Raw genomic sequence first — 21,204 nt, forward strand, 5'->3', positions numbered from 1 at the left:
ACATGCGACAAATTATTGCGACTACAGTTGCATCCTCCTCAGTGATTCGCCGACTACTCTGCACAACCGCAATCGCCTCCTATCTCGTTTCACCAGCGAGCGCTGCTGACGAATTGTCGATCGCGCTAGCGGGTATCGAATATGGAGCTTCGGTAGGCAGCCTTCTTTACACGACCTCTGAAGACAAGCGTAAGATCGAAACAGCGCCCGACGCCTTCAGTAAGCTTGCGCTACGAGTGCAAGCCAAGATCAACGAAGGTAGAGCATCTTCAAACGTCGTCGCCAGCTACTTCGCAATGCAGACAACGGCGCTGACCTACGCTGCCGCGTTGGATCCCGAACCGTTCTCGAAGGGGACTGCTGCCGTTGCTGCATGGGGCTCAAAACTTGCGGGTGACGCCATAACGAAGTCCATGCTGGACCAGGCACAAGAGCAGGCTCGCAGCATTTTGGCCCAGGGTCTAAAGCAAAGCAAACTCAGCAACGATCAGTTACGCGCGATGACGCCCGAGCAACTCCGCGCAAAGGTAGGCGATTTTCAAATCGGTGGCCGCAAGATGCGGGAGATCCTAGCGGATAATCCACAAGCGCTGTCAATGCTCGAAGCCGAAAGCGTAGACCTTGCAACCAATATCGGCGTCGAGGCCTTGGCTCGAAGTACAGCCATCGGTGCCGACGTTAACGCAGTAAAGAGTAAGGTTTCTGCGCTGCAAAAAAACCTTAAAGAATATCAAGACGCCATGACGAGTCGTCTGACTACCATAGAGAAGGGTCTTGGTGCTGTAGCTGAGAGTGCTCGCGTTGCTCATGTGAAGATCGACGAGCTCAAACAGCAAGTTGGGGCTAATACTGCCGCTATTCAAAGTCTCGCTGCTGTTTCGTATAGCGGTTGGAGCACGGATCAAAAGCTACAAGCTGTGCAAAGCGGCCTATTTCCGGAAATTACCGGTGAGACGCGAACAAAGCTCACCGAGTCCCTTAAAGCACAACAGTCATTCGAGTCAGCGGTGGCCAATGTTCAATTGGCAGCGAGTAGCTTTGGTAGTCTAGCTACTATCGCTGGCAACCTCGGGGTTTCATCAGATGTAGTCCAAAAACTTCAAGGTGCGCAGATAGTCGCCGGGAGCGTCGCAAAGTTCGCGACCGGAGATGTTCTTGGCGGTGTTGCGGGGTTAACATCTCTCGTAGGGCTAGGCGCTCCTGATGCTGCTGCTCAACGGCATGCGGAGACTATGCAGTATTTGCGGCAGGCATTCGCCCAAGTAAACAAAAAACTCGACGAGATCATCGATCTCCAAACTAGGACTCTTACGGCAATCGTCACTCTGGCGAAAGCTCAGGAGGAATTTAGGCAACAAGTAACCCGCCAACTCGACCGGATAGAACTCACCGTACTCCAGAATCAGCAAATGCTGCAAAGTATCGTCTTGCAACGGTGGAGTGGCTGTTACGCTCTGTTTTACGGCTCCACTTTGAACGGACAGTTCTTGATTCCCACTCGGGCCGATCTGGTGAGCTTGCTGAAGACAAACAACTTATCAACGTGGACAGCAGATTGCTATCGCACCTTCACGACCTTCCTCGACGCGAATGTCAAGCCGGCGAACTGGGCGGGCGATATCATAGCGGCAAACGACTTCCCGACTGAGCAGATTATCGGCGACGCCGAGCTACAGAAGGCCATGAAGGCCTATCAATCAGAAAAAGACAGGGCTTATTCGACGGCTCGGGCTTTCTTGCTCCGAGCGCTGCAGGCGCCCGGTTCTCCGCCGCAGGCTTTAGTACTCGCTCGGCTTATGCAACCCACCGTCGACGTGAATGGGGCGCTAAAACTGAACAACGTTTTGTTCAAAGGGGAAACTGTTGATCGATTCAACGCATTCAAATGCAACGATGCGGACCTTTTAGCTGCACCTCTTGTCGATCTCCTTTGTGTGGGCGTCCTGTCCCATTCGGCCAAAGCACCCGTTAAAGGCCGACTGCAGAATATATTAGGAGCACCGCTTATCGGGCCAAATGCGTTTTGGCTTCTAGATATGGGTGTCAGCCTTTCGACGGTGGTGGAATTCGCCAATCGCAGTAATGACGGGACTTTCCGGTTTGTCGATCCTGAGCGCTTGACTACATTCGTTTCGACAGGGCCGTCGCCCGAGATGAAAACAGCTCTCGGTCAAGGCAAAGGCGTTGAATTACTTGGAAAGCTGCGCTGGTTGTCGGATGCTGCTCTTCTGCAACAGTCGCTCATCTACGGAGACTATCTCGCGCTGCTGATCGAGCAATGTCTGTACGATCCTGAGAAGAAGGCTCTCGTGACAGATCCGCAGGACCCAGAACGTAAGACGCTCGTACAACTTGGCCTTGCCGCAATGAAGGCAAATCCAGTTCTAGCGCGCAACGTGTTGATGCTAGCCATGAGACATGCTGTTGAGGACCAACAGGGCGGTGCCGCGAAAGCGCAAGCCGTGTCATACCAGCAAACGTTTTTTGGGCTCGGCTTAAGTGACTACATCAGCGCAGATACTTGTGGAGGGCTTCCGTTCACGAAGCAAAAATTGACGGACATGTTCCCGAACTTTGTTTTTGAGTATCGTGCGACGACCGATGACCACAAATCTGGTCGAAAGAAGGACTGCCCGCTCGAGGTAGGCGAGATCATCTCAGACGACAAGGCTAGTCCGGGACTAGGCGCGGGCGTTAGCGTAGGTCTCGCCGATTTCTACATCAAAGTTCCATCGCCGATGACGTTGGCTCGCGGCGCGTTCGAGCAAACGGACGGCCTCCGTCTCGCTCTTGCTTATCGAGACAGAGTTTCACAAGCTTTCCTTGATCGTACAATCGCTGGCACTTTCAAGGCTAGCGTGGCCGATGCATCGGAACTTCAAAGGGCAGCGCTGGCCTCGCAATTCCTGGGTAAGGCGTGGACCTGGAACGGGCGCGAGAAATCAAAGCAATGAATCGCTGGACGAAAACTTCTGCCAAGTGTGTGTCCGAGGTTCGAGTGAGTTGATGGAGGCGAGCAGTGCGTAATCATATAATCGTCGTCACTACGTTGGCGGGACTTTCTGGTATACATGGCGAAGCGATCGCCGACGAACTTACTTATCTGGGTGCGCAGCAGTATACTAATCGTGACGCATGCAAGCCTGGGGACTTCACCGTATCCAGCGGATGCGGACCGGTCACGGTCGATAATCGACCACTTTGTATTGCAACGTGCTTGCCCAGCGTCAAAATTGGGGACGATCCGGCCATAAAGCAATTCAAGGCCCAAACAGACGCCGAAATTGCACAACTCAAGCAGAATCTCAAAACTCTTTCAGAAACAATTGACGCTCTAACCAATCGAGTCGACGATCTAGCCAATAGATGAAGAATTATTGCTTCAGGACGCCTTTATCCATGATGGACCTCCAATGAGTAAGAAAGTCGTTTGCTGTATAGTCGCATTGCTCCACAAGCCCGGTTTGAGATACGCCGCAGCTGCCGGGTTTTGGATTAGCTGCAGTCTACTCGCTGCGACGCCTCCGGCCTCAGCCCAAAACTCTGTCGCGCTGGTGTCAAGTGGAGCTGGGAAATGCGGAGGAAACCAACCATGGATCCAGTTTCAAGGTGGCGGTTCGACGTGCATGGAGCTGCGCCCGCTGACCCAAGACATAAATCCAATAGTCAGTCAGCTGGAGGACGCTCAGAAGAAGATTCAAGAGCTAACTGTCGAAAAAACATCGTTAGCCAGTCGGACCTCCCTGTTGGAAAATGATGTGAAAAAGCTTTCAGAAGCTCTCGACGCGCTGTCAGCACGCTTGGACAAAGCTCCTCAATAGGTCGTGGCGCAGCGCTGGGATCAAGGTCGTGGTCTTCCAATGACCGAAAGGCAGATTTTTGCGGCCGCTGCCCGCGGGGCCCAGCCTAGCGGCGACATCTTGGTCCACGTCTCACGATAGAGGTTGATGTCGCGCGAGTATAGAGTATAGCTTCGCGCTTCAGCTCAACCAGAACTTCGGCGTTGCCGGCTCCAGCCTTCCGCCAACACGAACCGGTGCAATCTTCAGCGCAAGTCCCGTCGCGTCATCGGTCTCCACCGCGACGCCGCTGAGCGTCGCAGCACCTGCGGCCGGCTCAAATCTCCCCGACGGAATGCCCGACGTAAACCGCCGCAGCGGTTCTTCCTTCTGCATGCCGATGATGGAATCGTAGTCTCCGGTCATGCCGGCATCGGTCATGTAGGCAGTGCCGCCGTTGAGGATCTGGTGGTCGGCGGTCGGCACGTGGGTGTGGGTGCCGACGACGAGGCTGGCGCGGCCGTCGCAGAAGAAGCCGATGCCCTGCTTCTCGCTGCTCGCCTCGCAATGGAAATCGACGACGATGGCGTCGGCGGCCACGCCGAGCGGGCAGGCCCCTAACTCGCGCTCCAGCGCCGCGAAGGGATCGTCGAACGGGGTCATGAAGACGCGGCCGAGCGCGTTGACGACGAGCGCATGCTTGCCGTTCTTGGTCTCGACCAAAGCGGCGCCGCGGCCGGGCGTGCCGCGCGGATAGTTTGCCGGACGCACCAGGCGCTCGGCGCGCTCGATGAACACCAATGCTTCACGCTGGTCCCAGGAATGGTTGCCGAGCGTCACCGCGTCGGCGCCGGCATCGAGAAACTCCTGATAGATCGCTTCCGTGATGCCGAAGCCGCCGGCGGAATTCTCGCCGTTGACGACGACGAAATCGAGCGACCAGTCCTTGACCATGCCGGGCAGATATTCGGCGATGGCATTGCGGCCGCTGCGGCCGACGACATCACCCACGAAGAGAATGCGCAACTTCAGAACTCCGGAAATCGAACACGTCGGATTCCGTTAGCACATAATCCAGCGCGACGTCGTGCGCCAATGCCGGAACCGCCTTGATCTCCTGCGCTGCAAAAGCAAGCCCGATGCCGACGATATTCTTGGTCTTGCGCAAATGCGCGAAGGTGAAATCGTAATGCCCCGCACCGTAGCCGATGCGGTGGCCGAGACGATCGAACGCGGCGAGCGGCGTCAGCATGACGTCGGGGATGACTTCGGCCGCTGCCGGCGATGGCTCGGGAATGCCGAGCGGACCGAGCATCAGGCGATCGTTCGGATGGAAGAGACGGAAGATCAGCGATTGGCCGCGTGCGGTGACGCAAGGCAACGCGAGCTTGGCCCCCTGCTCCGCGAGCCTCGTGAGCAGCGGCATCGGATCGATCTCGCTGCGGATCGGCGAATAGCCGGAGACGATGCTGCCCGGCAGCAGGTCGAACGGCAGCCCGCGCTTGGCGAGCTTGGCAGCGGCGGCGCTGCGCTTCTTCTCGCTCAGCGCGTCACGTGCCGCGAGGGCTTTGGCACGGAGTTCGGCTTTCGTATTGGACATGCGCGTTGGTCCCCCACGTCATCACTCGCCTTGTGCGCCCTTGCGCACTGATGCGGGTGATCCAGTATTCCAGAGGCGGTCGTGATTCACACAAAGGCCGCGGCGTACTGGATGCCCGCCCTCGAGCGCCAATGCGCAACCAGGGGAGCACGACACCTGTCGAACTGGCCGCAGTCGTTCAACAAGCACAAACCAAGCAAACAAAAGTGCGAAGCCGCGGACGCCGTTGAAGCACTCGATCCCGGAGTTCCCTACGAAAGTAGGTGGGCACCATATGTCCGGGCCCACGGACCCGGCCAGGGACAGTTCCCTAAAGGATCGATAAGGCCCCGGGGATATATGGCTCCTGACGCGCGTCGCAGCCTCGCTCGGGCAATGTAACAACGATACTGACGAATCGCCAGCCCAACCGGCGGCTTCGTTGTCGTCTCCCAGCGGGGAGAGGTCGGATTGGTTTGGCGCGCAATTGCGCGCCTGAGCAATCCGGGTGAGGGGCCGCGGGATTCAGTGGGACCGTAAGCCCTCACCCGGATCGCATCTTTCGATGCGATCCGACCTCTCCCTTTGGGAGAGGTGAAGACCGTCGCCGGCTCGCACCGCTCGTTCCAACCACCGTCAGCCGATCGCAATCCCGTTGCCCACGGTCCGGTTCAGGACCTGGGTCGACTTCTCGATGCGTTCGGCCGCCGCGTTCAGGGCGTTCACCACGGCGGTCTGCGTCATCCTGGCGCGCTCGACGGCGGCGTTGCGGAAATCGCGAAGCTCGGTCAGCTCCTGCTCCATGGTGCGGACACGGTTGCCGACGTCGACCAGTTCGTCGCAGACGGTCAGCGCCGCCATCACGGTGAGGCGCGCATCGCCGATCTCGCCGAATTTTCCGCGCAGCGACTGAATGCGAGTTTCCAGGCTTTCGGCGAGCTTGAGCAGCCGCACCTCCTGGCCCTCCTCGCAGGCCATGCGGTATTGCCGGCCATTGATGGTGACGTTGATGTGGCTCATCCATCCTCTCCGGTATCGAGCACCGAGCGTATCGTGACGATCGCGGAATCCAGCCGGTCGGAGATCTCGCGATTGGTGCGCTCGAGCTTGCGCGCCTTCACCAGCGCGCCATCGAGCTCGTCGGCAAGCCGCGAACGATCGGCGCCGAGCGCCTGAATCCGCGCCGCGAGCTCGTTCTCGTCGCGATCGGCATCGCGCCGCCGCTCCACCGCGCTTTCGAGCGCGTCGAGCGCCGCCATCAGCCTGCGGGTCGCGATCTCAATCTCGACCGCGGAGGACTCCGTCATGGCGGAACTGTTGGACACGCGATCGTTCATGCAGTCAGCGGTGGAACCTGGCGGCCTTTGCCCAGTGGCCTTTTCCTGGGGCTTGCCGCCCGGCAAAAGACTCGGTTCGGCAAGCGGTTAGAAGCAGAAATTTACGTGGCAAGCTAGCCAAGCGCAACGCCGCCGCGAAACTATGCACCGATAGATCGGAAGGAGGTGGCCCCGATTCGCCCGTTCCTCCCCGACGCACGAGCCCGGCGGAAAACCGATCTCCACACAGGCAACTTTTACGGCCAAACCGGCGTTTGATTGCCTTGGACTCCCGGAACCGAGGTGCTATCCCAGCCCCCAACCTCCCGTGACCGCCAGGCTCGATCCAGCGCGGCGCACACGGCCATCAAGCACCTCATTCCAGACGGATTTTCATCATGATGCAGCTCGATGCCACCCGTATGGCCCATACGCAGGTCGATGCCACCCGCATGGCCAATGCGATCCGCGGCCTCGCGATGGACGCGGTCGAGAAGGCCAAGTCCGGCCATCCGGGCCTGCCGATGGGTGCCGCCGACATCGCCACCGTGCTGTTCACGCAGTTCCTGAAATTCGACGCCGCCGCGCCCGCCTGGCCGGACCGCGACCGCTTCGTGCTCTCGGCCGGCCACGGCTCGATGCTGCTCTATTCGCTGCTCTATTTGACCGGCAATTCCGAGATGACGCTGGACCAGATCAAGCAGTTCCGGCAGGTCAACTCGCTCACCCCGGGCCATCCGGAGAATTTCCGCACCAATGGCATCGAGACCACGACCGGTCCGCTCGGCCAGGGCATCTCGACCGCCGTCGGCATGGCGCTCGCCGAGAAAATGCTCGCGGCCGAGTTCGGCAAGAAGATCGTCGACCATCACACCTATGTGCTCGCCTCCGACGGCGACCTGATGGAAGGCGTCTCGCAGGAAGCGATCGCGATGGCCGGGCACTGGAAGCTCAACAAGCTGATCGTGCTCTACGACGACAACGGCATCTCGATCGACGGTCCGACCTCGATCTCCGATTCCGTCGACCAGGTGAAGCGCTTCAAGTCGGCGGGCTGGGCGGCCGAGAAGATCGACGGCCAAGACCAGGCGGCGATTGCCGATGCCATCACGCGCGCGAAGAAATCCAACAAGCCGACGCTGATCGCTTGCCGCACCACCATCGGTTTCGGCGCGCCGCACAAGGCCGGCACCGCGAAGGTGCATGGCGAGGCGTTAGGGGCCGACGAACTCAAGGCGGCCAAGGAGAATCTCGGCATCTCGCTCGAGCCGTTCGCGGTCGCTGACGACGTGCTGAAGGCGTGGCGTGCAGCCGGCAGCCGCGGCGCCGCGGCGCGCCAGGAATGGGAAACACGGCTTGGCGAACTCGGCAGCCGCAAGCGCGCCGAGTTCGAGCGCCGCCTGCGTCATGAACGTCCGGCCTCGCTGGCAAAGGCCGTGCGCGCGTACAAGAAAGAATTGCTGGAAAAGCCGATGACTGCGGCCACCCGCAAATCCTCGGAAGCCGTGATCGAAGTCATCGCCGGCGCGATGCCGATGGAATTCCTCGCGGGCTCGGCCGACCTCACCGGCTCCAACAACAATAAGGCGAAATCGGCAACCGCCTTCTCCGCCAAGACGCCGAAGGGCCGCTTCATCCATTACGGCATTCGCGAGCACGGCATGGCCGCCGCGATGAACGGCATTTTCCTGCACGGCGGCTTCGCACCGAACGGCGCGACCTTCCTGGTGTTCACCGACTACGCACGGCCCGCGATGCGGCTTGCCGCGCTGATGGGCTCCGGCGTCGTCTATGTGATGACGCATGATTCCATCGGCCTCGGCGAAGACGGCCCGACCCATCAACCGGTCGAGCATCTCGCCGCGCTTCGTGCCATTCCGAACATGCGCGTGTTCCGCCCGTGCGATGCCATCGAGGTCGCCGAGTGCTGGGAGCTCGCGCTCAACCGCGTGGACGGTCCGACCGTGCTGGCGCTGACGCGCCAGAACCTGCCGCAGCTGCGGACCACCGCACCGAACGACAATCCGTGCGCGGCGGGCGCCTATGAACTGGTCGCAGCCCAGGGCGAAGCCAAGGTGACGCTGTTCGCGTCCGGCTCCGAGGTCGAGATCGCGGTCGCCGCCCAGAAGCAGCTCGCGGAACGCGGCGTCGCCTCGCGCGTTGTCTCCGTTCCCTCGCTCGAGCTGTTGTTAGCGCAACCAGAGGCAAAACGCGCCGCAATCATCGGCAACGCGCCAGTGAAGGTGGCGATCGAGGCGGCCGTGCGCTGGGGGTGGGATGCCGTGATCGGCCAGGACGGTGAATTCATCGGCATGCATTCCTTCGGCGAAAGCGGCCCTGCCAAGGAGCTTTACAAGCATTTCGGTATTACCGCCGAGGCCGCGGTTAACGCTGTGCTGAAGCGCGTTTCCTGAGAGTTGAGCTTGCCCCAAAAAAGGACTACGTAATCTCCCATATGATCAAGCACCGCCCGGCCGAACCGGGCGCCCGCCCCTAAAAAACCCTCGCAGGCGCGTTAGTAGCGTGTTGTGCGGGATGACAACGGTCATTGAAGGAGACGAAACATGGCAGTCCGCGTTGGTATTAACGGTTTTGGCCGCATCGGCCGCAACATCCTGCGGGCTATCGCCGAGTCTGGCCGCAAGGACATCGAGGTCGTCGGCATCAACGATCTCGGTCCGGTCGAGACCAACGCCCATCTGCTCCGCTTCGACAGCGTCCATGGCCGCTTCCCCGGTACCGTCACCGTCGATGGCGACTCGATCAGCCTCGGCAATGGCAAGATCAAGGTGACCGCCGAGCGCGATCCCTCGAAGCTGCCCTGGAAGGATCTCGGCGTCGACATCGCGATGGAATGCACCGGCATGTTCACCTCGAAGGACAAGGCGTCCGCGCATCTGACCGCCGGCGCCAAGCGCGTGCTGGTCTCCGCGCCCGCGGACGGCGCCGATGCCACCATCGTCTACGGCGTCAACCACGACACGCTGACCAAAGATCACCTGGTCATCTCGAACGGCTCCTGCACCACCAATTGCCTCGCGCCGGTGGCCAAGGTGCTGAACGATCTCGTCGGCATCGAAACCGGTTTCATGACCACGATCCACGCCTATACCGGCGACCAGCCGACGCTCGATACGATGCACAAGGATCTCTACCGCGGCCGTGCGGCGGCGATGTCGATGATCCCGACCTCGACCGGCGCGGCCAAGGCGATCGGCCTCGTACTGCCCGAGCTGAAGGGCAAGCTCGACGGCGTCGCGATCCGCGTGCCGACCCCGAACGTCTCGGTCGTCGACCTCAAGATCGTCGCCAAGCGCGCCACCGACGCCAAGGAAATCAACGCGGCGATGAAGCGCGCAAGCGAGCAGCAGCTCAAGGGCATCCTCGGCTACACCAACGCGCCGAACGTCTCGATCGACTTCAACCACGATCCGCACTCCTCGACCTTCCACGAGGACCAGACCAAGGTGCAGAACGGCACGCTGGTGCGCGTGATGTCCTGGTACGACAACGAGTGGGGCTTCTCGAACCGCATGGCGGACACCGCCGCCGCGATCGCGAAGGTGATCTAACTAGTAGGTCTCGTGTCCCGGACGCGGTGCAGCGTGCTTACGCTGCTCCGCAGAGCCGGGACCCATGTCTCCCCGCGTAGGTCCCGGTTCAGCATAGCGGCACTTCGCGCCGCAATGCGCCCGGGACAAGAGAGAGTGTCCGATGACCAACAAATTCCGCACCCTCGACGACGTCGACGTGAAGGGTAAGCGCGTGCTGCTGCGCGTCGATCTCAACGTGCCCATGGACAATGGCCGCGTCAGCGACACGACCCGGCTCGATCGCGTCGCGCCGACCATCACCGAAATCTCGGACAAGGGTGGCAAGGTCATCCTGCTCGCGCATTTCGGCCGGCCGAAGGGACGCGATGCCAAGGACTCGCTCAAGCCCGTCGCCGAGGCGCTGTCGAAAGTCGTGAAGAAGCCTGTCGCCTTCGCCGACGATTGCATCGGCGAGCCCGCGGCCAAGGCGGTCGCCAGCCTGAACGACGGCGACATTCTCTGTCTCGAAAACACCCGCTTCCACAAGGAAGAGGAAAAGAACGATCCCGCCTTCGTCGCGGAATTGGCAAAGCTCGGCGACATCTGGGTCAGTGACGCATTCTCGGCCGCGCACCGCGCCCATGCCTCGACCGAAGGCCTCGGCCACAAGCTGCCGGCCTATGCCGGCCGCACCATGCAGGCCGAACTGGATGCGCTGGAGAAGGCGCTGGGCTCGCCGACCAAGCCTGTGATTGCGATCATCGGCGGCGCCAAGGTCTCGACCAAGATCGACCTGCTCGAAAATCTCGTCAGCAAGGTCGATGCGCTGGTGATCGGCGGCGGCATGGCCAACACCTTCCTGCACGCCCAGGGCGTCGGCGTCGGCAAGTCGCTGGCCGAGAAGGATCTCGCCGCCACCGCGCTGCGCATCATGGAGAAGGCGGACGCCGCCAACTGCGCCATCATCCTTCCCGTGGACGCCACCGTTGCCTATCACTTCGCCGCCAACGCGCCGTCGCACGCCTATGGGCTCGACGCGATCCCGGCCGACGGCATGATCCTCGACGTCGGTCCGCAGTCGATCGCCCGCGTCCACGCCGCGATCGACGATGCGGCGACGCTGGTCTGGAACGGCCCCTTGGGCGCGTTCGAGATGCAACCGTTCGACCGCGGCACGGTCGCGGCCGCCAAGCACGCTGCCGAGCGCACCAAGGCCAAGAAGCTGATCTCGATCGCGGGCGGCGGCGACACCGTCGCGGCGCTCAACCAGGCCGGCGTCGCCGGCAGTTTCACCTATGTCTCGACCGCCGGTGGCGCGTTCCTTGAATGGATGGAAGGCAAGCCCCTGCCCGGCGTCGAGGTGCTGCGCGTCAAGTAGGCTTCAATCGGCAAACATTGAGCGGCCTTATGCAGGCCCAAACGGGAGAAAAAGACAGATGGCTCGGATCACGTTACGTCAACTGCTCGACCACGCGGCGGAGAACGATTACGGCGTACCGGCCTTCAACATCAACAATATGGAGCAGGCGCTGGCGATCATGGACGCGGCCAACCAGGTCGACGCGCCCGTCATCATCCAGGCCTCGCGCGGCGCGCGCTCCTACGCCAACGACATCATGCTCAAGCACATGATGGACGCGGTCACCGAAATCTATCCGCACATCCCGGTCTGCGTGCATCTCGACCACGGCAACGAAGCGGCGACCTGCATGACCGCGATCCAGGCCGGCTTCACCTCGGTCATGATGGACGGCTCGCTCAAGGCCGACGGCAAAACCCCCGGCGACTGGACCTACAATGTCGGCGTCACCAAGACCGTGACCGACATGGCCCATCTCGGCGGCATCTCGGTTGAGGGTGAGCTCGGGGTGCTCGGATCGCTCGAGACCGGCATGGGCGACAAGGAAGACGGCCACGGCGCCGAAGGCAAGCTCAGCCACGACCAGCTCCTGACCAATCCCGACGAGGCCGTGAAGTTCGTCCAGGAGACCAAGGTCGACGCGCTCGCGATCGCGATGGGCACCTCGCACGGCGCCTACAAGTTCACCCGCAAGCCCGATGGCGACATTCTCGCCATGAACGTGATCGAGGAGATCCACCGCAAGCTGCCGAACATGCACCTCGTCATGCATGGTTCGTCCTCGGTGCCGCAGGACCTGCAGGAGATCATCAACGCCAATGGCGGCAAGATGAAGCCGACCTGGGGCGTGCCGGTGGCGGAGATCCAGCGCGGCATCAAGAACGGCGTGCGCAAGATCAACATCGACACCGACAACCGCATGGCGATGACCGGCCAGATCCGCAAAGTGCTCAAGGACAGCCCGGAAGAGTTCGATCCGCGCAAGTACCTGAAGCCGGCGATGGAAGCCATGACCAAGCTGTGCAAGCAGCGGCTCCAGGAGTTCAATACCGCGGGCCAGGCCTCCAAGATCAAGCGGGTCCTGACCACCGCCGAGATGGCCAAGCGCTACGCCAAGGGCGAGCTGGACCCCCGCGTCGCGTAAGCGATCGCGCGGTGGCGTAAGCGACGCGCGGGGACGTAAAGGTATCTACTTCTGCCTCCACGAACTCGGAGCACCTCTCCCCGTCGGGGAGAGGTCGATTTGCGCAAGCAAATCGGGTGAGGTTCAGGTCCTCGATAGGGCTAAGCCCCTCACCCGGCGCTTCGCGCCGACCTCTCCCTACGGGAGAGGTGTTGGACCCAGCCGCCTCCCCCCTTTACCCTGCGACGAACGTTAACTCGGCAATTGCCCGAGAACGGTCTATTTTCACGGGCAAGGGCAGAATCGTTTTGGGAGGACCTCTCGATGAATCTGACTGAGCTCAATGGGATCGCGACCGCCATGGTCGCGCCAGGCAAGGGTATCCTCGCCGCCGACGAATCCTCCGGCACCATCAAGAAACGCTTTGACGCGATCGGCGTGGAATCGACCGAAGAGAACCGCCGCGACTATCGCGAGATGCTGTTCCGCTCCAGGGACGCCATGAGCCAGTATATTTCCGGCGTGATCCTCTACGACGAGACGATCTGGCAGGACGCGAAGGACGGCACACCGCTGGTCAAGCTGATCGAACAGAGCGGCGCCATTCCCGGCATCAAGGTGGACGAAGGCACGCAAGCCCTGCCGATGTGCCCGGGGGAAACAGTCACCGTTGGGCTCGACAAGCTCGCCGAGCGGCTGAAGAAATACTATGAGCGCGGCGCGCGCTTCGCCAAATGGCGCGCGGTGATCGACATCGGCAGCGATATACCCTCTATGACCGCGATCAGCGTCAACGCGCATGCGCTGGCGCGCTATGCCGCGCTGTGCCAGGCCGCCCAGATCGTGCCGATCGTCGAGCCCGAGGTGCTGATGGACGGCGACCACGACATCGATCGCTGCTATGAGGTCACCCAACGCGTGCTCAACAAGACGTTCCAGGAATTGCGCGTGCAGCGCGTCGCGCTCGAAGGCATGGTGCTCAAGCCCAACATGGCGATCTCAGGCAAGAAATGCGCGAAACAGGCCTCTGTCGAAGAGGTTGCGGAGAAGACGATCCGGCTGCTGAAGGCCTGCGTGCCCGCGGCGGTGCCCGGCATCGCCTTCCTCTCCGGCGGCCAGTCGGACGAAGAGGCGACCGCCCATCTCAACGCCATGCACAGGCTCGGTCCGCTGCCCTGGGGCCTGACCTTCTCCTACGGCCGCGCGCTCCAGGCCGCGCCGCAGAAGGCCTGGTCCGGCAAGGCCGAGAACGTCGCGGCCGGGCAGCGCGCCTTCAGCCATCGCGCCCGGATGAACGGCCTCGCCTCCAAGGGCGAATGGCAAAGCAGCCTGGAAAAGAAGGCAGCCTAGATCTTGTCGAACAAACCGCCTCCACCGCGCCCGGCGCCGCGTCTTTATCTTGCGACGCCTGTCGTCGATGATCCCGCTGCGCTTCAAGCCGAGCTGCCAGGCCTGCTCGCAGCTGCCGATGTCGCGGCCGTGCTGCTGCGGCTGAAGGAGACCGACCAGCGCGGCATGATCTCGCGCATCAAGGCCTTGGCACCGCTGGTACAGAAGGCGGGCGCCGCGCTGCTGGTCGATGGCCATGCCGAGCTGGTGGCGCGCGGCGGCGCCGACGGCGCGCACCTACCCGGCATCGCCGCGCTGAAAGAGGCGCTGCCGTCGCTCAAGCCCGATCGCATCGCCGGTGTGGGCGGGCTGACGACGCGGCACCATTCCATGGATGCGGGCGAGATCGGAGCGGACTACGTGTTGTTCGGCGAGCCCGATGCGAAGGGACAGCGGCCCTCGGCGCAAGCGATTGCCGAGCGGCTCGACTGGTGGGCCGAGCTGTTCGAGCCGCCCTGCGTCGGCTTTGCGACGTCCTTGGAAGAGGCCCACGACTTCGCCGCCAGCGGCGCCGATTTCGTGCTGGTCGGCGACTTCATCTGGTCCGATCCGCGCGGACCCAAGGCCGCGCTGATCGAGGCGGACGCTGCGACCAAGAAGGCCCATGCGACGGCGACGGCTAGCCAGAATCCTGCGGGCAGCGAGCACGGCTAGCGCCCAACATGAAGCTCCCCTGCATCACCATGCTGGCTACGCTGCTGCTGACAGTGCCCGCGGCCGCGCAGCTCCAGATCACCCCGCCGGCGACAACGCCGAGCGCGCCGCCTGAGAAGCAAAAGGCCAGGCCGCCCGCGCCCGCCAAGAAAAAGGAGGCTGCGCCGGCGCCAAAACCTTCGGCTTCGCCCAAGCCGTCCCCCTCCTCCAAGCCGACGCCGACCCCGACCGTGATTCCGGCGCCGCCGAGCGATAATTCCGGCGCCGATCTGGTGTACGGCGCCTATCAGCGCGGCCAGTACAAGACGGCGTTCGACCTCGCCACCGCCCGCGCGCAAACAGGCGATGCCAAGGCGATGACCATGCTCGGCGAGCTCTATTCCAACGCCATGGGCATCCGGCGCGACTACGCCAAGGCGGCCGAATGGTACAAGCGCGCTGCGGACGCCGGCGACCGCGAAGCGATGTTCGCGCTCGCCATGCTGCGCATTTCGGGCCGCGGCGGCTCGCTCGACAAGGGCGAGGCGGTCAAGCTGATGGCGTCCGCCGCCAAGCTCGGCGAGCCCAAGGCGGCCTATAACCTCGCTTTGCTCTACCTCGACGGCCAGACCTTGCCGCAGGACGTCAGGCGCTCGGCCGAGCTGCTGCGCCAGGCCGCCGATGCCGGCCTGCCCGAGGCGCAATACGCGCTCGCGACCTTCTACAAGGAAGGCACCGGCGTTCCGAAGGACCCGGAGCGCGCGGTGCGGCTGCTGCAGGCCGCCTCCCTCGCCGACAATGTCGACGCCGAGGTCGAATATGCCATCGCCATGTTCAACGGCACCGGCACGCCGAAGAACCAGCCGGCTGCCGTCGCGTTGCTTCGCAAGGCATCCCGCCAGGGCAGTGCGATCGCGCAGAACCGGCTGGCATGGGTGCTGATCAACGGCGTGGGCACGCCCGTGGACAAGATCGAGGGCTTCAAATGGCACCTGGTGGCCAAGACCGCCGGCAAGGGCGACCTGGAGCTCGACAAGCAATTATCCGACCTGCCCGCCGAGGACCGGGCCAAGGTAGAGGCCGCCGCCAAAAAATGGCTCGGGAGCAAATGACCTGACGCAATGACTTGACCTCGGGGCCCTTGCAGGGCACCCAATCCCTCAAACAGGCGCGATTTTGCGTCCTTCCCCCCGATCAAGACCGAAACCTCATGCTGTATTCCGCAACTATCAATGTCATGGTCAAGGCCGCGCGCCGTGCCGGCCGCAGTCTCAAGCGCGATCTCGGCGAGATCGAGCATCTCCAGGTCTCGCTGAAGGGGCCGGCGAACTTCGTCTCGCTCGCCGACAAGCGCGCCGAGGAAATCGTCTATCAGGACCTCGCCAAGGCCCGCCCCGGCTACGGCTTCATCGGTGAGGAAGGGGGACAGCGCGAGGGCACCGACAAGAGCCACACCTGGATCGTCGACCCGCTCGACGGCACCACCAACTTCCTGCACGGCATCCCGCAGTTTGCGATCTCGATCGGCCTTGCGCGCGAAGGCACGATCATTGCGGGCGTGATCTACAACCCCGCCAATGACGAGCTCTACATCGCCGAGCGCGGCAAGGGCGCCTTCCTCAACGACCAGCGCTTGCGTGTCGCCGGCCGCCGCCAGCTCAACGAATGCGTGGTGGCCTGCGGCCTGCCCCATATCGGCCGCGGCGACCACGAGGAATTCCGCCGCGAGATGACCGCGATCCAGGACCGCGTCGCAGGCCTGCGCCGCTTCGGCGCCGCCTCCCTCGACCTCGCCTTCGTCGCCGCCGGCCGCCTCGACGGCTATTGGGAACGCAACCTGCAATCCTGGGACATCGCGGCGGGGATGCTGATGGTGCGCGAAGCGGGTGGGACGGTGAGCGATATCGCGACGCCCGGCGACCCGCTGGTCACGGGGCACGTGGTGTGCGGCAATGAGTACGTGCACGGGGAGCTGGTGAAGATTTTGCGGAAGCCGGCGTAGTCATACGACGCCTCATGTGCAGCGATCAGGATTCGTCGTCGTCCGATTCGTCGTCGTCGCGATATTCGCCGCCGAGGGTCAGGCCCTCGATCGCTGTGGCGCCTTTCGACTTGATGACGCGGCGAAGCGGGACAGAGCTCTCGCTTCGCAAAGCCTCCATCAGCTGTTCCGAATGGGTGACAATCCAGATGTCGGCGCGGCGTGATGCCTTGGCGATCAGCCGGGCCAATGGCGCCAGCAGCGAGGGATGCAGGCTGGTCTCGGGTTCGTTCAGCGCGATGAACGGCGGAAGCCGATAGCCCATGAACACCGCGAGCAGACAAATGTATTTCAGCGTCCCATCGGATAGTTCATGAGCCCTAAACGGCCGCGGCATATCCTCCAACTGCAGATCAAATTCGCACAAACCGCCTTCTTCCCATGCGCGGAGTTCAGCGCCCGGGAATGCATCCTGGATTGCGTCCTGCAGGTCGGTGGCGTCTTCCCGAATGGTATAAAGCGTCGCCAGGGCCGCAGCCAAATCGCTGCCATCGGCACTGAGCGAAGGCGTCGTGATCGCCAGACACGGCTTTCTTGTCGGTGACGCCGGATCGGTGCGAAAGTCGTGATAGAACCGCCAGCCCAGCATTGCGTTTCTGATCAGATCGATTTCGGGGCATTCCCTGCCGTCGGAAAAGCCCGCAAGCGCAGTCTCGGACGGCAGCACCGCATCCTTGTGGCTGCTCCATGCGCCGCTCTCGCCGCGGATGCTGACGAGCGAATTCTTGCGCTCCATCAGCAGAACCGTTCGCCTGCCTTCCGTTGCCTCGATACTTTCGGACTTGATCATCGGCTCGCCGGAGAACGCCGCCGCAAGCGGGGCGGGAAATCCGATCTCGATGGAATATTTGAGACGGTCGAACTTGGCCGACAACCGCAATCGCCCATCTTCGCCGCGCTTGCGCGTGCCGGACCAGCAGACTGAATTCAGTCCGCCTTCGTCGGCGATCGTGCGCGTGATCCGCCCGGTCGCCGCGTCGCGCAACAGCGACAAGGACTTGTAGAGATTGGATTTGCCGACACCATTCTCGCCCACAAACACGGACAAGGGGTGGATTGGTATGGAGAGCCGACGGATGGAGCGATAGTTCGAGATCGAAATGTCGGTCGGACGCATCACATGCTTTCAATCGGCAGGCCATGTGCATTCGCGGTGCAGTGCGGAATACACATTCGCTCAATCCAGGGATGCAGTCTGGATCGGCACTCGCGCGAAAGCAAGCCGAACGCCCGTTTGACGCGCCACTGGCATCAGCTCTCAAGCGATCAGGACCGATCCGGCGTTCAGTGGCCGGGCCTTGCCCGCGCCGGCGGCCCATACGCCTCGCCTTCGCTCGCCGCCTTCGGCTCCCGGTCTCCCGCCAGCACGCGCTGCACCGAGACGAAGAACACCGGCACCATCAAGAGCGCCAGGATCACCACCGCGATCATGCCGCCCATCACGACGCTGCCGAGCGCCTGCTGGCTGGCGCCGCCGGCGCCGTGGGCGATCGCCATCGGCAGCACGCCGCAGATGAAGGCAAGGCCAGTCATCAAAATGGGGCGGAAGCGCAGGCGGCAGGCCTCGATGGTGGCTTCCACCAGCGGCTTGCCCTCTTTTCGCAGATCCTTGGCAAACTCGATGATCAGGATCGCGTCCTTGGCCGCAAGGCCGATGATCGTGATCAGGCCGACGGTGAAATAGACGTCGTTGGGCAGGCTCCGCAGCGTCGCTGCAGCGACCGCGCCGACGATGCCGAGCGGCACGGTGAGCAGCACCGCGAGCGGAATGGTCCAGCTCTCGTAGAGTGCGGCGAGACATAGGAACACCACGAACACCGACAGCGCCAGCAGGAACGGCGCCTGCGAGCCAGACAGCTTCTCCTGCAGCGATTGCCCGGTCCATTCATAGCCGAAGCCGCGCGGCAGCCTGCCGGCGAGCCGCTCCATCTCGGCGATGGCGTTGCCTGAGGTGAAGCCGGGCTTGGCTTCACCGGAGATGCGCACCGCCGGATAATAGTTGAAGCCGGCGATCTGCGTCGGCCCGCGCGCCCATTCCACCGTGGCGAAGGACGAGAACGGCACCAGCTGGCCGCGGCTGTTCTTGACGTTGTAGTTGAGGATGTCCTCGGTCCTCATGCGGTCGCGGGCGTCGGCCTGCACCACGACGCGCTGCATGCGGCCGCGGTTCGGGAAGTCGTTGATGTAGTTCGAGCCGAGATTGGTCGAGATCGTATTGTTGATGTCCTCGAAGGTGACGCCGAAGGCGCCGGCCTTCTCGCGGTCGATCATGAGATTGACCACGCCCGCCTCGGGCAGACCTTCGATATAGACCTTCTGCAGCACCGGGCTCGCATTGGCCTCCGCGATCAACTGGTCGGCCGCGCGCATCAATTGCTGATAGCCCTTCTGGCCGCGGTCCTGGAGGCGGAACGAGAAGCCCGAGGAGTTGCCGAGATTGTCGATCGGCGGCGGCTGCAGCGCCGAGATTTTTGCGTCGCGGATCGACGAGCCCAGATCGCGGTTCACGTCGTTGACGATCGCTGAAGCGGAATCCTTCGGCCCGCGCTCCGACCAGTCCTTCAAGGTGATGAAGGCCTGCGCGGTGTTCATGCCCTGGCCGGAGAAGCTGAAGCCGGTCAGGAAGGTGACGTTGTCGACGCCCGGCCGTGCGGCAAGGTATTTTTCCACCTTCTCGATCACGGCCTCGGTGCGGGCATAGGACGAATCCGACGGCGTCTGCACGTCGGTGGTGATGAAGCCCTGGTCGTCGACGGGCAGGAAGCCGCCGGGCAGGTTGACGAAGGCCCAGGACAGGCCGACCAGCAGCGCGGCATAGACCAGCATCAGGCGGCCGGTGCGGTTCAGCGAGAAGCCGACGGTGCGCGAATAGCGTTCCTTGACGCCTTCGAGCAGGCGGTTGAACCAGCCGAACACGCCCTTCTTCGCGTGACCGTGACCAGCCGCGACAGGCTTGAGCAGGGTTGCGCACAGCGCCGGCGTCAACGACAGCGCAAGGAAGGCGGAGAAGCCGATCGCGGCGACCATGGTCACCGAGAACTGGCGATAGATGATGCCGACCGAGCCCGGGAAGAATGCCATCGGCACGAACACGGCCATCAGCACCAGCGTGATGCCGATGATGGCGCCCGATATCTGCGACATCGCCTTGCGCGTCGCTTCTTTCGGCGGCAGGCCTTCCTCGGACATGATGCGCTCGACGTTCTCGACCACGACGATGGCGTCGTCGACGAGGATGCCGACCGCGAGCACCATGCCGAACATCGAGAGCATGTTGATGGAGTAGCCGGCGAGCAGAAGCGTGGTGCAGGCGCCCAGAAGCGCCACGGGCACCACGATGGTCGGGATGATGGTATAGCGGATGTTCTGGAGAAATAAGAACATCACCACGAACACCAGCACCACGGCTTCGACCAGCGTCGTCAGCACCTTCTTGATCGAGGCCTCGACCACGGGCGTGATGTTGTAGGGGATCTCGTAGGAGATGTTGGCCGGGAAGAAGCGCGACAGCTCCTTCATCTTCTCTTCGACCGCGCTCGCGGTCGCCAGCGCGTTGCCGGTCGGCGACATCAGGACCGAGAGACCCGCGGTCGGCTTGCCGTCGAGCCGCGTGTTGAACTGGTAGCTGAGACCACCGACCTCGACGCGCGCGACGTCGCGCAAGCGCACGGTCGAACCGTCGGCATTGGCGCGCAGGATGATGGCACCGAATTCATCCGGCGAAGAGAGCTGGCCTTTGACCAGCACCAGCGAGGAGGTGCGCTGGCTCGACGTCGACGGCTCGGCGCCGATGCTGCCCGAGGCGACCTGCGCGTTCTGCGCGGCAATGGCCTTGTTGACGTCGTCCGCGGTCAGCCCATAGCCGACGAGCTTGGCCGGATCGACCCAGACGCGAAGTGAGCGCTCGGTCGAGTACAGCGTGGCGCGGCCGACGCCGGGAATGCGGCGGACCTCGCCTAGCACGTTGCGGATCATGAAGTCGCCGAGGCCGACCTCATCCAGGCTGCCGTCGGTCGAGTTCAGCGTGATGATCTGCAGCACCGCGCTGGAGGCTTCCTCGATCAGGATGCCCTGCTGCATCACCGCGCGCGGCAGGCGGGCCTCGACGCGCTTGATGCGGTTCTGCACCTCGACCGAGGCGGCGCTGGTATCGGTGCCCGGCTGGAAGTTGGCGATGATCTCGACCTGGCCGAGCGAGTCGCTGGTCGATTCGAAGTTGAGGATGTTGGCGGCGCCGTTGAGTTCCTCCTCGATCAACCGCGTGACGCTGTTGTAGAGGTTTTCGGGCGAGGCGCCGGGATAGCTGGTCGAGATCGAGATCGAGGGCGGCGCGATGATCGGATATTGCGCGATCGGCAGCAGCGGCACGGCGATCGCGCCGATCAAGCAGATGAACAGCGCGACCACCCAGGCGAAGATTGGCCTGTCGATGAAGAAGCTCGCCATAGCGC

Annotated in this window: 17 protein-coding genes and 1 other RNA gene; 11 read left to right on the forward strand and 7 right to left on the reverse strand. The window is 62.7% G+C overall.

The genetic code is table 11. The features are described from left to right. The first annotated feature begins 2 nt into the window (after positions 1-2). The 3 genes from IVA79_RS35060 to IVA79_RS35070 all read left to right on the forward strand — a co-directional run bounded on the left by IVA79_RS35060 (position 3) and on the right by IVA79_RS35070 (position 3,821). Entirely contained in the window at positions 3-2,954 is a 2,952-nt protein-coding gene (locus IVA79_RS35060) for a hypothetical protein (RefSeq protein ID WP_247561713.1), read from the forward strand. A gap of 65 nt (positions 2,955-3,019) precedes the next feature. Then, on the forward strand, positions 3,020-3,370 hold the full coding sequence (locus IVA79_RS35065; protein WP_247561714.1) for a septum formation initiator family protein: 351 nt from the start codon (positions 3,020-3,022) through the stop codon (positions 3,368-3,370). A 256-nt stretch (positions 3,371-3,626) separates the two neighbouring features. After that, positions 3,627-3,821: a hypothetical protein gene (locus IVA79_RS35070; protein WP_247561715.1), complete on the forward strand. Its 195-nt coding sequence runs from the start codon at positions 3,627-3,629 to the stop codon at positions 3,819-3,821. Positions 3,822-3,980: 159 nt separating this feature from the next. Here the strand turns inward: IVA79_RS35070 and IVA79_RS35075 are convergent, their stop codons facing one another. From IVA79_RS35075 to IVA79_RS35095, 5 genes are all read right to left on the reverse strand, one after another. Continuing rightward, positions 3,981-4,805, reverse strand: coding sequence for a TIGR00282 family metallophosphoesterase (locus IVA79_RS35075; RefSeq protein ID WP_247561716.1), 825 nt, complete (start codon positions 4,803-4,805; stop codon positions 3,981-3,983). Then, a complete protein-coding gene (locus IVA79_RS35080) occupies positions 4,783-5,379 on the reverse strand; it encodes a 5-formyltetrahydrofolate cyclo-ligase (RefSeq protein WP_247561717.1) in 597 nt (198 codons plus the stop codon). Before IVA79_RS35080 ends, IVA79_RS35075 begins: the two co-directional genes overlap by 23 nt. A 207-nt stretch (positions 5,380-5,586) precedes the next feature. Then, positions 5,587-5,747: non-coding RNA, 6S RNA (gene ssrS / locus IVA79_RS35085), on the reverse strand. A 247-nt stretch (positions 5,748-5,994) separates the two neighbouring features. Beyond that, complete coding sequence (locus tag IVA79_RS35090) at positions 5,995-6,378, reverse strand: cell division protein ZapA (RefSeq protein WP_028150902.1); 384 nt, start codon at positions 6,376-6,378, stop codon at positions 5,995-5,997. Further along, entirely contained in the window at positions 6,375-6,695 is a 321-nt protein-coding gene (locus tag IVA79_RS35095) for a DUF4164 domain-containing protein (protein WP_020608063.1), read from the reverse strand. The genes IVA79_RS35090 and IVA79_RS35095 overlap by 4 nt, the downstream gene beginning before the upstream one ends. Positions 6,696-7,072: 377 nt before the next feature. On the opposite strand from IVA79_RS35095, the gene tkt reads away from it, so the two are divergent. The 8 genes from tkt to IVA79_RS35135 all read left to right on the forward strand — a co-directional run bounded on the left by tkt (position 7,073) and on the right by IVA79_RS35135 (position 16,714). Next, positions 7,073-9,088 carry a transketolase gene (gene tkt / locus IVA79_RS35100; RefSeq protein ID WP_247561718.1) on the forward strand — a complete coding sequence of 672 codons (2,016 nt, stop codon included), beginning with the start codon at positions 7,073-7,075 and terminating at the stop codon, positions 9,086-9,088. A gap of 150 nt (positions 9,089-9,238) precedes the next feature. Then, positions 9,239-10,246 carry a type I glyceraldehyde-3-phosphate dehydrogenase gene (gap, locus tag IVA79_RS35105; RefSeq protein ID WP_247561719.1) on the forward strand — a complete coding sequence of 336 codons (1,008 nt, stop codon included), beginning with the start codon at positions 9,239-9,241 and terminating at the stop codon, positions 10,244-10,246. A 142-nt stretch (positions 10,247-10,388) separates the two neighbouring features. Further along, entirely contained in the window at positions 10,389-11,585 is a 1,197-nt protein-coding gene (locus tag IVA79_RS35110; protein WP_247561720.1) for a phosphoglycerate kinase, read from the forward strand. A gap of 58 nt (positions 11,586-11,643) precedes the next feature. After that, a complete protein-coding gene (gene fba / locus IVA79_RS35115; protein ID WP_247561721.1) occupies positions 11,644-12,711 on the forward strand; it encodes a class II fructose-bisphosphate aldolase in 1,068 nt (355 codons plus the stop codon). 303 nt (positions 12,712-13,014) lie between these two features. Further along, entirely contained in the window at positions 13,015-14,040 is a 1,026-nt protein-coding gene (locus IVA79_RS35120; protein WP_247561722.1) for a class I fructose-bisphosphate aldolase, read from the forward strand. 3 nt (positions 14,041-14,043) lie between these two features. Then, positions 14,044-14,733: a thiamine phosphate synthase gene (locus IVA79_RS35125; RefSeq protein ID WP_247561723.1), complete on the forward strand. Its 690-nt coding sequence runs from the start codon at positions 14,044-14,046 to the stop codon at positions 14,731-14,733. A gap of 8 nt (positions 14,734-14,741) precedes the next feature. Beyond that, entirely contained in the window at positions 14,742-15,824 is a 1,083-nt protein-coding gene (locus IVA79_RS35130; RefSeq protein ID WP_247561724.1) for a tetratricopeptide repeat protein, read from the forward strand. A 98-nt stretch (positions 15,825-15,922) separates the two neighbouring features. Further along, positions 15,923-16,714 (forward strand): inositol monophosphatase family protein, encoded by a 792-nt coding sequence (locus IVA79_RS35135; protein WP_247561725.1) that lies wholly within the window; start codon positions 15,923-15,925, stop codon positions 16,712-16,714. A 25-nt stretch (positions 16,715-16,739) separates the two neighbouring features. On the opposite strand, the gene IVA79_RS35140 is transcribed toward IVA79_RS35135, so the two are convergent. After that, positions 16,740-17,870, reverse strand: coding sequence for an AAA family ATPase (locus IVA79_RS35140; RefSeq protein ID WP_247561726.1), 1,131 nt, complete (start codon positions 17,868-17,870; stop codon positions 16,740-16,742). Positions 17,871-18,037: 167 nt separating this feature from the next. After that, complete coding sequence (locus IVA79_RS35145; protein WP_247561727.1) at positions 18,038-21,199, reverse strand: multidrug efflux RND transporter permease subunit; 3,162 nt, start codon at positions 21,197-21,199, stop codon at positions 18,038-18,040. Positions 21,200-21,204: the final 5 nt, after the last annotated feature.

It is taken from the genome of Bradyrhizobium sp. 138 (genome assembly GCF_023074075.1).
Classification (GTDB): domain Bacteria; phylum Pseudomonadota; class Alphaproteobacteria; order Rhizobiales; family Xanthobacteraceae; genus Bradyrhizobium.